Source organism: Streptomyces synnematoformans (genome assembly GCF_039531005.1).
Classification (GTDB): domain Bacteria; phylum Actinomycetota; class Actinomycetes; order Streptomycetales; family Streptomycetaceae; genus Streptomyces; species Streptomyces synnematoformans.
Map to the genome: position 1 here is coordinate 1 of NZ_BAAAPF010000199.1, position 13598 is coordinate 13598.

Consider the following 13598-nt stretch of genomic DNA (forward strand, 5'->3'; position numbering starts at 1 on the left):
CCTCGGGGCGCGCGGCGCGCAGCGTGCCGGGCCAGGCCCAGCCGGCGCCGGCGCGCTCGGCGGCGAGCCCGGAGTCGGTGCAGTCGTCGGCGAGCCGGACCAGCTCGCGGCTGAGCGCGGCGCTGAGGAACAGCCGGCTGTCGCCGGCGAGCCGGGCGATGGCGGGGCAGCCGTGCTGGTCGACGACGGCGAGCGCGGCCCGGGTCCGCTCGACCTCGGCGGCGGCGGTGGACAGCAGCACGCGGGCGGCGTCCGGGTCCTCGCCGAGTACGGTGGCGACCTCGTCGGCCGGCAGCCGGTGCCGTACGGCCAGCTCCAGCGCCTCGCGCTGCTCGGGCGTCGTGCCGGCGGCCTCGGGCCAGGCGAGCGCGGCCAGCTCACGACGCCGCTCCGGACCGGCAGGATCGCCCGCACCCCCGCCCCCGGGGTCGTCGGCACCCCGGGCTCCGGGTGCGGCCGGGACCCCGGCCCCGAGTACGGGCGGGACCCCGGCTCCGGCCAGGGGGGCGGCCTCGGCCCCGGGCGCACTCTCGGCCCCGGCCCCCGCTCCGGCCCCGGGTGTGCTCTCGGGCGAGCGCGTGGCCCCGGGCGCGCTTTCGGACGCGGGCCCACTTGGTGCGTTCTCGACCCCGGCCCCCGGCGGGCCCCCGGCCCCGGGCACAGCCCAGGCCCCGGCTCCGGTCCCGGGCACGGTTCCAGCCCCCGCTCGGGGCGCGGACCCGGCGCCGGGCGTGGCGCTGGGCGCGCTGTCTGCCCCGGGTTCGGCCCCGGCCCCGCGCGGGGCCCCGGGCACGGCCCGGGCGCCGGGCGTGCTCTCGGGCACAGTCCCGGCCCCGGGTACGGTCTCGGCCTCGGACCCCGCCCCTCCCTCGAACCCCGCCCCGCCCGGGGGCACCGCCTCTGCCTCGGGCCCCGCCCCGGCGCCGGCCCCCGCGGCGGTGAAGGATCGCTTCTCCCCGGGCGGCCGCTGCCGGGCCGGCCTGGGTGCGTGGGGCCGCTGCGCCGGCCTGGGTGCCGACCGCGGCGCCGGCTTCTGCTCCATCCGGCGCAGACAGGCCCAGCGGGCCAGCGAGTAGAGCCAGGGCCGCCACTCGGCGGGCGTCGCCGGCCGCCGCCGCGGCTGGCGTTCGGCGATGGCGAGTACGTCGCCGAGGGCGGCGACGGCGTCGTCGTGGTCGCACAGCACCGACATGCAGTACGTGAAAAGGCCGTCCAGGTAGGGCTCGTACTGCGCGGGCGGGTGCTGCTCCGGCGACGGCCGCCGGGTGGGCTCGGGGTCGGTGCTGCTCGTCACCCCGCGAAGGTAGGCGCATGGTCGCTTATGGACCGGGGCAGTTGGGACCTTCTCACTCCCACGGGTGACGTTCCCACTCAATGGGGGACGTCGTCGCCGCGAAAGTGTTCGCGGCGTGCGGGGTGCGCACCGTGGCCGGGGCGTGCGCGGATCCGGACGCGCGCATCAGCCATACCCCCGCCCGCGACCGCGCCCCCCGCGGCAACGGCCGCGACCGCCGCGCCGAGCGCGAACCCGGCGGCCACGTCGAGCGGGTAGTGCACGCCCACGAAGACCCGCGACGCCGCCAGCAGTACGCCGAACGGCAGCACCCACGCCACGATCCGCGGCCACGCCAGCGCCAGCGCGACCGCCGCGGCGCCGGCGATCGTCGCGTGGTTGCTGGGGAACGACCAGTCGCCCGGCGGCGGACACTCCGCCAGCGGCTCCGCCGCCTCGCGCACCGCCCGGCACGGCCGTTCCCGCGCCACCCACGCCTTCAGCAACTCGCTCAGCCCGTACGCCGCCACCGTGCCCGCCGCCCCCGCGACGACCGGCGCCCGGCGTGGCGCCGCCCACCAGGCCGCGGCGAACAGCGCGGCCAGCAGCACCAGCCCGGCGTCCGTGCCGAACTCGGCGAGCGTGTGCAGCCGGTCGGGGGTGCGGCGGGCGAGGGACGTGACGTACCGGTACAGCTCGTCGTTCATGCCGGGACGGTACGAAGCGTGCTCGATTCACCACTTCCGGCGAAAGTCAGTACGCTCCCCTGACGAAAGTCAGACTGCACGGCGGGTACGAGACCGCCTTGCGCCCCAAGTCTCGTAAGGTTTCCGCGTGGGATCTTTCCGCCGTCCTGTGGGTCCGCTGCCGTCCACCATCTACTGGCGACGCCGGGCAGTTCTGCTCGGCCTGCTCGCCGTGCTCGTGATCTTCGCCGTCCTGGTCGTCAACCTCGGCGGCGGCGACGGCGAGAAGACCGCAAACGAGGGCAAGAACCCGGCGGAGTCGATCACTCCGGGACCGACCGACGACTCGTCGGTGATCGACGAACGCCCCGGCGGGCGCGAGGAGAACGGCGGCGGCTCCGGCGGCACCGACGGTTCCGGCGACGGGGACGGGGACGGCGGCTCCGGTGACTCCGGGGGCTCAGGCGGCTCGGACGGCGCCGGGGACACCGGCGGGTCCGGCGGTTCCGGCGACGGCGACGGGAACGGCGGCTCCGCGGGCACCGGCTCCGCGGGCGGCGCGGGTGGCGGCTTCGGGGTGGGCTCGGACGGTGTGCCGGCCGGCTCGTCGATGGCCGACTGCGCCGCGGGCGACGTGGAGTTGACGCTGCGCAGCCGGGAGCGCTCGTACGCGCCGGGGGAGCGGCCGGTGTTCGAGCTGACCGCCGTCAACTCCGGTGCCAAGGACTGCAAGCTGGACTTCTCGCCGACCTCGGCGGTGCTCACGATCTCGGCGGCGACCGGCGGCGAGGACCGGTGGTGGGCGTCGGACGACTGCCCGTGGACGACCGACCCGATCCTGCTGGCGGTGCCGGCGGGCAGCGAGGTCTCGCGGACGTACGAGTGGGACAGGCGGGCGAGCGAGCCGCGCTGCGCGACGCCGGAGGCGGGCACCGCGGGGGCGGGGAGCTACGAGGCCGAGCTGGACGCGGCGGGGTTCGCGACGGCCACGGCGCCGTTCGTGCTGGAGAAGGCGTGACGGCGTAAGGCGTGCCGGCGTGACGGCGCCCGCGAACAGGCGTTGACGGACGTACATCCCGCGCGGGGTCGTCCGCGCACGGGAAGCCGACGGCGCGCCCGGCGTCGCGCGCCCGCCGGGTCAGACGTAGCGCTCCAGGATCGACGACTCCGCCAGCCGCGACAGCCCCTCGCGCACCGAACGGGCCCGCGCCTCGCCCACGCCGTCGACCGTCTGCAGATCGTCCACGCTGGCCGCGAGCAGCTTCTGCAGGCCGCCGAAGTGCTCCACGAGCCGGTCGATGACGGCGCTGGGGATGCGCGGCACCTTGGCGAGCAGCCGGTAACCGCGCGGCGAGACCGCGGAGTCGAGGGTCTCGGGCACGCCCGGGTAGCCCAGGGAGCGGGCCACGATGGGCAGTTCGAGCAGCTCGCCGTGGGAGAGCCGGTCCAGCTCGGTGAGCGCGCGGTCCACCGTGTACGGGCGGCGGCCGGTGCGCTCCGGGACGTAGTCCCGGACGACCAGCTGGCGTTCCGGCTCGACACCCGCGATCAGCTCGTCGAGCTGGAGGGACAGCAGCCGGCCGTCGGTGCCCAGCTCGACCACGTACTCCGCGATCTCGGTGGCGATCCGGCGCACCATCTCCAGCCGCTGCGCGACGGCGGAGACGTCCCGCACGGTCACCAGGTCCTCGATCTCCAGCGCGGAGAGCGTGCCGGCGACCTCGTCCAGCCGCAGCTTGTACCGCTCCAGGGTGGCCAGCGCCTGGTTCGCCCGGGAGAGGATCGCGGCGGAGTCCTCCAGCACGCGCCGCTGGCCGCCCACGTACAGCGCGATGAGCCGCATCGACTGGCTGACGGAGACGACGGGGAAGCCGCTCTGGATGGACACCCGCTGCGCGGTGCGGTGGCGGGTGCCGGTCTCCTCGGTGGGGATCGAGGCGTCGGGCAGCAGCTGCACGCCCGCACGCTCGATCCGCGTGATGTCCCGGTCGAGGACCACGGCGCCGTCGAGCTTGCACAGCTCCCGCAGCCGCGTCGCGGTGAACTCGACGTCCAGCACGAAGCCGCCGGTGCAGATGGACTCGATGGTCTTGTCCGTCCCCAGCACGATGAGCCCGCCGGTGTTGCCGCGCAGGACCCGTTCGAGGCCGTCGCGCAGCCCCGTGCCGGGCGCGACCGCGCTCAGCGCGGCCCGTACCGCGGCGTCGGAACCGGGACTGCCGCCGGCTCTGCCCGGGGCGCCTGCCCGGTCGCCTGCTGCCACTGGAATCCTCCGGAATCCTCCGGTCGTCGTTTCGGCACTCCACCCGTGCACCGGCGAGGCGCACGCACGAGCCCCCTGCGCTCCCCCGCACGGAAGAGACCGGGGCAAAGTCTACCGGCGCACCTCCTCCGGGTGCCGGGACTCCCTCGGCTCGCTTTCCCCGCCCGGCTCACGGGACCCGCCGCCCGCGCGCCGCCGGCCGGCCGGCAGGGCACGCAGCGCGTCCCCTATGTCCGCAACCTCCCGTACTCTCATGCCCGCTGGGATCTTGCCGGGGTCCGCGGGCACGAGCGCCTGCGTGAACCCGAGCCGGGCCGCCTCGGCCAGCCGCCGGGCCACCCCCGTCACCCGCCGCACCTCGCCGGCCAGCCCGACCTCGCCGACCGCGACCAGGTTCTTCGGCAGCGGGCTGTCGCTCGCGGCGCTGGCCAGCGCGAGCGCGACCGCCAGGTCGGCGGCGGGCTCGGAGAGCTTCACCCCGCCGACGGTGGCGCTGTAGATGTCCCGCTTGGACAGCGCGCGGATGTCGCCGCGCTGCTCCAGCACGGCCAGCATCATCGAGACCCGGGAGGTCTCCAGACCGGACGTGGTGCGCCGGGGGGAGGGGATCTGCGAGTCCACCGTGAGGGCCTGTACCTCCGCGACCAGCGGCCGGCGGCCCTCCAGGGTCACCGTCAGACAGGTGCCGGGCACGGGCTCGTCCCGCCGGGTCAGGAACAGGCCGCTGGGGTCGGCGAGGCCGATGATGCCCTCGTCGTGCAGCTCGAAGCAGCCGACCTCGTCGGTCGCGCCGTACCTGTTCTTCATGCCGCGGACCAGCCGCAGCCGGGCGTGCCGGTCGCCCTCGATGTGCAGCACGACGTCCACGAGGTGCTCCAGCAGGCGGGGGCCGGCGATGGCGCCGTCCTTCGTCACGTGTCCCACGAGGATCGTGGCCATCCCGCGCTCCTTGGAGGCGCGGATCAGCGCGCCGGCGACCTCCCGCACCTGGGCCATGCCGCCGGGGGCGCCGTCGATCTCGCCGGAGGCGACGGTCTGCACGGAGTCCAGCACGAGCAGCGCGGGCTTGACCTCGTCGAGGTGGGCCAGGACGGCGGCCAGGTCGGTCTCGGCGGCCAGATACAGCCCGTCGCTGAGCGCGCCGATGCGGTCGGCGCGCAGCCGCACCTGGCCGGCGGACTCCTCCCCGGTGACGTACAGCGTGCGCTCGCCGCCGACCGCGGCCTTCGCCGCGACGTCGAGCAGCAGCGTCGACTTCCCCACCCCGGGCTCGCCGGCCATCAGCACCACGGCGCCGGGCACGAGCCCGCCGCCGAGCACCCGGTCCAGCTCGGGCACACCGGTGCCGCGGGCCTCGACCTGGCGGGCGTCGACCTGCGCGATGGGCAGCGCGGACGTCGTGACCCGGCCGGCGGCCGTCGTCTTCAGGGCGGGCGCGCCGACCTCCTCGATCGTGCCCCACGCCTGGCACTCGGGGCAGCGGCCGAGCCACTTGACGGTGGACCAGCCGCACTCGGCACAGCGGTACGCGGGGCGGTCCCTGCCACCGCTCTTACGGGAAGCCATGCGCCTAACGTAGCCCCACCCGCTGACACCCCACGGAATCCGGAAGGCAGCCCGCCAGGGCCCGGGCCGAAGCCGGGGCGGGTTTCGGGCCAGAGCCCGGTCGGAGTCTGGGGCGGGCCCGGTCGGGGTCCGGGGCAAGCCCCAGGCGGGGGAGCCCCGCGGGGGGCTGGGGCGGAAGCCCCAGGCGGGGGCAGAGCCCCACCGAGGGCCGTGCCGGAGCCCCAGGCGGGGTTCGGGGCGGAGCCCCGAGGGGTTCGGGGCGGAGCCCCGCCCGGGGCCCGGGGCGGAGCCCCGGCGGGGGGCCGGGGGCGGCAGCCCCCGGTTTCGGGAAGGGGCGGGATCGGGGAACACCCCCCCCCCGGCCGCACCGCACAGCAACGGCCGCCCACCCCCAACCCCCGGCCCGGCCCACCCCGGCCCGTGAGGCAACACCCCCGTCCCGGACTGTGGACAACCGGTCCGAACCCTGAGCAGGAGGCGTAGGCTCAGAACCTTCAGATGTGCCGCCCCCCGGGAGGGAAACATGCCCGCGCTGAGGTCCCGTACCGTCACCCACGGCCGCAACATGGCGGGTGCCCGCGCCCTCATGCGGGCCTCGGGCGTAGCGAACGAGGACATCGGCAAGCCGGTCGTCGCCGTCGCCAACAGCTTCACCGAGTTCGTCCCCGGCCACACCCACCTGGCCCCCGTCGGCCGCATCGTCTCCGAGGCGGTCAAGGCCGCCGGCGCGGTGCCGCGCGAGTTCGACACGATCGCCGTAGACGACGGCATCGCCATGGGCCACGGCGGCATGCTCTACAGCCTGCCCTCCCGCGACCTCATCGCCGACTCCGTGGAGTACATGGTCGAGGCGCACTGCGCCGACGCCCTCGTCTGCATCTCCAACTGCGACAAGATCACCCCCGGGATGCTGATGGCCGCCCTCCGGCTGAACGTCCCCACGGTCTTCGTCTCCGGCGGCCCCATGGAGGCCGGCCGCGCCACCCTCGTGGACGGCACGGTCCGCAAGCTGGACCTGATCGACGCCATGGTGGACGCGGCGAACGACGCCGTCTCCGACGCCGACGTGCTGCGCATCGAGGAGAACGCCTGCCCCACCTGCGGCTCCTGCTCCGGCATGTTCACGGCCAACTCGATGAACTGCCTGACCGAGGCCATGGGCCTCTCCCTGCCCGGCAACGGCTCGGTGCTCGCCACCCACACCGCCCGCAGGGCGCTCTACGAGGCCGCGGGGCGCACGGTCGTCGAGCTGGCCTCGCGCTATTACGAGCAGGACGACGCGACCGTCCTCCCGCGCAACGTCGCGACCCGCAGCGCCTTCGAGAACGCCATGGCCCTCGACATCGCCATGGGCGGCTCCACGAACACGATCCTGCACCTCCTGGCCGCCGCCCAGGAGGCCGGCCTCGACTACGGCCTGGCGGACATCGACGCCGTCTCCCGCCGGGTGCCGTGCCTGTCGAAGGTCGCGCCGAACGTCACCGCCAACGGGACGTACTACATGGAGGACGTGCACCGCGCGGGCGGCATCCCCGCCATCCTCGGCGAGCTGTACCGCGCCGGCCTGCTCAACGAGGACGTGCACGCCGTGCACTCCGACTCGCTCGCGGACTGGCTCAAGCGGTGGGACGTCCGCGGCGGCTCCCCGTCCCCCGAGGCCGTCGAGCTGTGGCACGCGGCGCCCGGCTGCGTGCGGTCGGCGACGGCGTTCTCGCAGTCCGAGCGCTGGGAGTCCCTGGACACCGACGCCGAGGGCGGCTGCATCCGCTCCCTGGAGCACGCGTACACGAAGGACGGCGGGCTCGCGGTGCTCAAGGGCAACATCGCCGCGGACGGCGCCGTAGTGAAGACCGCGGGCGTCGACGCCTCCATCCTCACCTTCGAGGGCCCCGCGGTCGTCTGCGAGTCGCAGGAGGAGGCGTGCGACAAGATCCTCGGCAAGCAGGTCAAGGAGGGCGACGTCGTCGTCATCCGCTACGAGGGCCCCAAGGGCGGCCCCGGCATGCAGGAGATGCTCTACCCGACCTCGTTCCTCAAGGGCCGCGGCCTGGGCAAGGCGTGCGCGCTGGTCACCGACGGCCGCTTCTCCGGCGGCACGTCGGGGCTGTCCATCGGCCACGCCTCCCCGGAGGCGGCGGCCGGCGGCGCGATCGCGCTGGTCGAGGACGGCGACCCGATCCGCATCGACATCCCGAACCGCACCATCGAGCTGCTGGTCGACGAGGAGACGCTCGCCGAGCGCCGCGCGGCCCTCGGCGGGCGGTACGCGCCGAAGAACCGCGAGCGCAAGGTGTCCACCGCCCTGCGGGCGTACGCGGCGATGGCGACCAGCGCCGACAAGGGCGCGGTGCGGGACGTCACCCAGCTGTCGGGCTGACCGGGACCCGCTCCGCGCCGGAGGAGCCCCGTGCGCGAGGTCCGGAGGGGGTCGCGACACGCCGCGGGGGCTCCGCGATAATCGGGTGCGTGAGCGACAACCAGCGGCCCGAGAGCCCCGACGGCGTGCCCCTGCCCGAGACCCTGCGGTTCTTCGGCACCACCTGGGTCGACCGCTCGGGCGGTTACTGGGCCCGCCGCGCCGGCCTGGCCGTCGGGGCCCTCGTGCTGGCCGCCGGTGGCGCGCTCCTGCTGGCGCTGTCGTTCAACGGACTGCAGCTGGCCGACAGCGGCGGCATCGTGCAGCTGCTGATGATCGTCGCCTTCGCGGTCTGCAGCTCGCTGGCCTTCACCCGCACCCTGGGCGGCTTCAGCCGCCCGCACGACGCCGGCCCGGCGGACAACTCGTGGCGGCCGATCCGGGTCATCGGCTTCGTCGGCGTGCTGGTGGCGTACACGGTGCGCAGCTTCGTCGAGGCGCCGGGCGAGGGCATGGTGCGCACGGACTACGAGTACCGGCTGCAGCAGTACGAGCGGCGGCGCTCGTCCCGCACGGGCAACCCGGCGAAGCGCAAACGCAAGAAGCGCCGCTGACCCGCACCGCCCGCCCCGCACCGCCGGCGGCGCAGGTCGGCGCGCCTCTCAGGGGAAACCCTGAGCCGCGCCCGGAGGCACCCCGAGACGTCCCGGACATGTGTCAGTTCTCTTTGACAGGTCCTCCGGACACCTGTCAGCTTTGACTTACACACCGACGCACGAAGGGGTCGCAGATGGCTGGAACGCCCGCTCCGGCCCCGACCGGAGACGAACTGCTGAAGATCCTCGCGGCGCTCGGCAATCCGCACCGCCTGCGGATCATCGCCGCGCTCCACGGGGGCCGGAACTACGTCAGCCGGCTGGCCCGCGAGATCGGCATGAGCCGCCCGCTGCTGCACATGCACCTGCAGCGGCTGGAGGCCGCGGGCCTGATCACCGGCTCGCTGGAGCTGTCCGAGGACGGCAAGGCGATGAAGTTCTACGAGGTGGTCTCGTTCCGGTACGAGCTGACTCCCGAGCTGATCGAGGAGGCCGCCCGCACCATCGGCGACGGTGACGGCGGGCCCGAGAGCCCGCCGCCCGGGAAGGACCAGACCGGCACCGGGAAGCCCGAGACGGTGAAAGAGGAAGCCACATGAACGAGCAGACGGTGCACCTCGCCGACAGCGGTGAGACGGTCGGTGCCCTGGTCGGTGCGGTCGGCGCCGCCGGGTTCTTCGCCCTGCTGATCGTGGTCGTCTGGCAGATCGCCGCCACCTGGCGGGCCAAGATGATCGCCGCCCGCGAGGAGCAGTACCGGCAGCTGGCCGTCAAGTACCAGCAGCTGCTGGAGGACAACCTCGAACTCCACCGCCGCAGCATCGACGAGCTGACCGAGGCCCGGCGCTCCATCACCTCGGTGGAGAAGATGATGCGCGAGATCGAGTAACCGCAGCATGCGTACGGGCCGGAAGCGGCAACTTCCGGCCCGTACGAGGACGAAGCAATCCCCGGCACACTCACGCGCCACGGCCTGGTCGGCAAACCACAGCGGCCGCGGTGCGGGGCTGTCGTGCGCCCCGATTCACTTCTCTTGAAGGAGACCATCCCATGTCCGCTCGGTTCAAGCAGCTCGTGGCTGCCCCCGGAGGACGCCGGACGAAATGGCTGGTACTGGCCGCCTGGATACTCCTCGTCGTCGCCCTCGGCCCGCTGGCCGGCAAGCTCGGCGACGTCGAGGACACCGGCCCCAACGCCTTCCTGCCGCGCAGCGCGGAGTCCGCCGAGCTGAACACGGAGCTGGAGAAGCTCCGCGGCGACCGCGACGACGAGATCATGCCAGCCGTCGCCGTCTACAGCGTGCCGGACGGTGCGATGACGGACGCCGGCCGGCAGAAGGCGGCGGCCGACGTGCGGGCGTTCGCTCCGTACGTCGCCGCGGGCGAGCGGGTGACGCCGCCGGTGCCGTCCGACGACGGCGGCGCGCTCATGACCGTCGTGCCGCTCGTCGACGAGGACGACGTCGGCGACACCGTCGACGCCGTACGCGAGGTGGCCGCCGACGGCGCCCCGCCCGGCGTCGACGTCGCGGTGGGCGGCCCGGCGGCGTCCCTCGCCGACTCCGTCGCCGTCTTCGACTCGCTCGACGTGACGCTGATGCTCGCCACCCTGGCCGTGGTCACCCTTCTCCTCCTGATGACGTACCGCAGCCCCGTCCTGTGGCTCTTCCCGGTGCTGGCCGTCGGCTTCGCCGCCGTCCTCACCCAGGCCGCCACGTACCTGCTCGCCAAGCACGCCTCCCTGCCCGTCGACCCGCAGTCCGCCGGCATCCTGATGGTGCTCGTCTTCGGCGTCGGTACGGACTACGCGCTGCTGCTCATTGCCCGCTACCGCGAGGAGCTGCACCGCCACGAGGACCGGCACGCCGCCATGCAGCTCGCGCTGCGCCGCACCTTCCCCGCGGTCCTCGCCTCGGCCGCCACCATCGCCGTCGGCCTGTCCTGCCTGTACTTCGCCGACATCAGCTCCTCCCGCTCGCTCGGCCTGGTCGGCGCGGTGGGCGCGGTGTGCGCGTTCCTCGCCCTGGTGACGGTGCTGCCGGCGCTGCTGGTCATCGTCGGCCGCTGGGTCTTCTGGCCGTTCGTGCCGCGCCACGGCACCCCCGTGCACGGGCACCGCACGGTGTGGTCCCGCATCGGCGCCGCGGTGGCGCGCCGGCCGCGCCGGTCGTGGCTGGTGTCGCTGGGCGTGACCGGCGCGCTCGCCCTCGGCGTCGTCGGCATGGACTTCGGGCTCAAGCAGTCGGAGCTGTTCCAGGACAAGCCCGAGTCGGTCGTCGCGCAGGAGCGCATCTCCGCGCACTACCCCTCCGGCGCCTCCGACCCCGCCGACATCGTGACGAACGCGGGCGCGAAGGACGCCGTACGGGCCGCGGCCGCGCAGGTGGACGGCGTCGCGGCGGTGGCGGACGGCGAGGCGGCCCGCGACGGCGGGCCGGCCGCGCTGCGCGTCACCCTCGACGACGCGCCCGACAGCGACGCGGCCAAGGACACGGTCGACGCGCTGCGCACCGCGGTGGGCGCGGTCGACGGCGCGGACGCGCTGGTCGGCGGCACGACGGCGGAGGCGCTGGACACCGAGCGGGCCGCGGACCGCGACCTGCGGACGGTGGTGCCGATCGTGCTGCTGGTGGTGTTCCTGGTGCTGATCGGGCTGCTGCGGGCGCTGGTGGCGCCGCTGGTGCTGCTCGCGACCGCCGTGCTGTCGTACGTGGCCGCGCTGGGCGCGTCGTACCTCCTCTTCGACCACGTCTTCGACTTCGCCGCGGTCGACTGGTCCATTCCGCTGATGGGCTTCGTCTTCCTGACCGCGCTCGGCATCGACTACAACATCTTCCTCGTGACCCGGGTCCGGGAGGAGGTCGCGGTCCAGGGGCACGCGCGGGGCGTCATCGCCGGGCTGACGTCGACCGGCGGGGTGATCACGTCGGCCGGGGTCGTGCTCGCCGCGACGTTCTCGGTGTTCGCGGGGCTGCCGCTGGTGACGATGGCGCAACTGGGCGTGCTGGTCGGCGTGGGCGTGCTGCTGGACACGTTCCTGGTCCGTACGGTCATGGTGCCCGCGCTGGCGCTCGACCTGGGCCGGTGGACGTGGTGGCCGGGCGCGCTGTTCCGGCGCGAGGCGCCGCAGGCGGCGGCGGACGGCCCGGCCGCGGCGACGCTCCGGCGCCGTACGGCCTGACCTGCGGCGGTGTCCGGGCTGTGGATAACTCGGCGGGTTGTCGGGCGGCGGTGCGAGGATGGACGGCATGACCCAGAAAGTCGCCGTACTCGGCGCCGGAAAGATCGGCGAGGCCCTGCTCTCCGGCATGATCCGCGCCGGCTGGTCGCCCGACGACCTGCTCGTGACCGCCCGCCGTCCGGACCGCGCGGAAGAGCTGCGCAAACGCTACGGTGTCGAGCCCGTCTCGAACGGCGACGCCGCCAAGCGCGCCGACACCCTCATCCTCACCGTCAAGCCGCAGGACATGGGCACGCTCCTGGAGGACCTCGCGCCGCACGTGCCGGCGGACCGGCTGGTCGTCTCGGCCGCCGCCGGCATCCCGACGGGCTTCTTCGAGGAGCGGCTGCCGGAGGGCGCGCCGGTGGTGCGCGTCATGCCGAACACGCCGGTGCTCGTGGACGAGGGCATGTGCGTCATCTCCGCGGGGAAGCACGCGGTCGAGCAGCACATGCTGCGGACCGAGGAGATCTTCAAGCCCGTCGGCCAGACGCTCCGCGTCCCCGAGGCGCAGCAGGACGCCGCCACGGCGCTGTCCGGCTCCGGCCCGGCGTACTTCTACTTCCTCGTCGAGGCCATGACCGACGCCGGGATCCTCCTCGGCCTGCCGCGGGAGAAGGCGCACGACCTCATCGTCCAGGCGGCGATCGGCGCGGCGGTCATGCTGCGCGACAGCGGCGAGCACCCCGTCAAGCTCCGCGAGGCGGTCACGTCCCCGGCGGGTACGACGATCAACGCGATCCGCGAGCTGGAGAACCACGGCGTGCGGGCTGCCCTGATCGCGGCGATCGAGGCGGCCCGCGACCGCAGCAGGGAGCTGGGCACGGGCCCGGCGTCCGGCGGCAAGCGCGCGTAGGGCAGCCGCAGATGCCGCCGCCACCGCCACCGCCGCCCCCGGAAACCCGGGAGCCCCGGGAGCGCCACGAGCCGCCCGGGCGCGACACGATCAGGGTTCTGCTGGCAGACGACGAGGCCATGGTCCGCGGCGGGGTGCGGGCCATCCTCGCCGCGGCGGACGACATCGAGGTCGTCGCCGAGGCCGGCGACGGGCGCGAGGCCGTCGAGCTGGCCCGGCGGCACCGCCCCGACGTCGCCCTGCTCGACATCCGCATGCCCGTGCTCGACGGCCTGGGCGCCGCCGCGGAGCTGCGCCGGGCCGCACCGGAAACGGCGGTCGTGATGCTCACGACCTTCTCCGAGGACGAGTACATCGCCGGCGCGCTCGACAGCGGCGCCGCCGGCTTCCTGCTCAAGTCCGGCGATCCGTACGAGCTGATGGCCGCCGTCCGCGCCGCCGCCGGCGGCGCCTCGTACCTCTCCCCGCACGTCGCCCGCCGCGTCATCCAGCGCGTCAGCGGCGGCCGGCTGACCCGCGAGAAGGCGGCGCGCGAGCGCGCCGAGGCGCTCACCCCGCGGGAGCGCGAGGTGCTCGCCCTCGTCGGCGCGGGCCTGTCGAACGCGGAGATAGCCGGGCGGCTGCACCTCGTGGAGGGCACGGTGAAGGCGTACGTCAGCCAGGTGCTGGCGCGCCTGGAGCTGAAGAACCGGGTCCAGGCCGCGATCCTCGCCTACGAGGCGGGGCTGGCCGGCGCCGAAGGGGACGACCCGCCCGCGCCGGGGCAGGGCCCGCGGTAAGCGG

Annotated in this window: 11 protein-coding genes and 1 pseudogene; 8 read left to right on the top strand and 4 right to left on the bottom strand. The window is 74.7% G+C overall.

Annotated elements, in window-relative coordinates:
- Window positions 1–1294: pseudogene (locus ABD317_RS24720) on the bottom strand (hypothetical protein); the annotation flags it as partial.
- A gap of 77 nt (window positions 1295–1371) precedes the next feature.
- Window positions 1372–1980 carry a phosphatase PAP2 family protein gene (locus ABD317_RS24725; RefSeq protein ID WP_344292110.1) on the bottom strand — a complete coding sequence of 203 codons (609 nt, stop codon included), beginning with the start codon at window positions 1978–1980 and terminating at the stop codon, window positions 1372–1374.
- A 127-nt stretch (window positions 1981–2107) separates the two neighbouring features.
- Between ABD317_RS24725 and ABD317_RS24730 the strand changes: the two genes are divergently transcribed.
- The gene (locus ABD317_RS24730; protein WP_344292111.1) at window positions 2108–2977 is read left to right on the top strand and encodes a hypothetical protein; all 870 of its coding nucleotides are present in this window, start codon (window positions 2108–2110) and stop codon (window positions 2975–2977) included.
- Between the two features lie 120 nt (window positions 2978–3097).
- On the opposite strand, the gene disA is transcribed toward ABD317_RS24730, so the two are convergent.
- Together disA and radA are read right to left on the bottom strand one after the other, a co-directional pair.
- On the bottom strand, window positions 3098–4222 hold the full coding sequence (gene disA / locus ABD317_RS24735; RefSeq protein WP_027756521.1) for a DNA integrity scanning diadenylate cyclase DisA: 1125 nt from the start codon (window positions 4220–4222) through the stop codon (window positions 3098–3100).
- Between the two features lie 111 nt (window positions 4223–4333).
- Window positions 4334–5788 carry a DNA repair protein RadA gene (gene radA, locus ABD317_RS24740; RefSeq protein WP_344292112.1) on the bottom strand — a complete coding sequence of 485 codons (1455 nt, stop codon included), beginning with the start codon at window positions 5786–5788 and terminating at the stop codon, window positions 4334–4336.
- A 523-nt stretch (window positions 5789–6311) separates the two neighbouring features.
- On the opposite strand from radA, the gene ilvD reads away from it, so the two are divergent.
- The 7 genes from ilvD (at window position 6312) to ABD317_RS24775 (ending at window position 13594) form a co-directional block, all read left to right on the top strand.
- On the top strand, window positions 6312–8165 hold the full coding sequence (gene ilvD, locus ABD317_RS24745; protein ID WP_344292113.1) for a dihydroxy-acid dehydratase: 1854 nt from the start codon (window positions 6312–6314) through the stop codon (window positions 8163–8165).
- Window positions 8166–8254: 89 nt separating this feature from the next.
- Entirely contained in the window at window positions 8255–8758 is a 504-nt protein-coding gene (locus tag ABD317_RS24750) for a hypothetical protein (protein WP_344292114.1), read from the top strand.
- A gap of 176 nt (window positions 8759–8934) precedes the next feature.
- Window positions 8935–9339: an ArsR/SmtB family transcription factor gene (locus tag ABD317_RS24755; RefSeq protein WP_344292115.1), complete on the top strand. Its 405-nt coding sequence runs from the start codon at window positions 8935–8937 to the stop codon at window positions 9337–9339.
- On the top strand, window positions 9336–9629 hold the full coding sequence (locus tag ABD317_RS24760) for a hypothetical protein (RefSeq protein ID WP_344292116.1): 294 nt from the start codon (window positions 9336–9338) through the stop codon (window positions 9627–9629). Before ABD317_RS24755 ends, ABD317_RS24760 begins: the two co-directional genes overlap by 4 nt.
- A 161-nt stretch (window positions 9630–9790) precedes the next feature.
- Window positions 9791–11920 (top strand): MMPL family transporter, encoded by a 2130-nt coding sequence (locus ABD317_RS24765; RefSeq protein WP_344292117.1) that lies wholly within the window; start codon window positions 9791–9793, stop codon window positions 11918–11920.
- Between the two features lie 67 nt (window positions 11921–11987).
- Window positions 11988–12815 carry a pyrroline-5-carboxylate reductase gene (gene proC, locus ABD317_RS24770; RefSeq protein WP_344292118.1) on the top strand — a complete coding sequence of 276 codons (828 nt, stop codon included), beginning with the start codon at window positions 11988–11990 and terminating at the stop codon, window positions 12813–12815.
- 11 nt (window positions 12816–12826) lie between these two features.
- The gene (locus tag ABD317_RS24775) at window positions 12827–13594 is read left to right on the top strand and encodes a response regulator (RefSeq protein ID WP_344292119.1); all 768 of its coding nucleotides are present in this window, start codon (window positions 12827–12829) and stop codon (window positions 13592–13594) included.
- Window positions 13595–13598 lie beyond the last annotated feature (4 nt).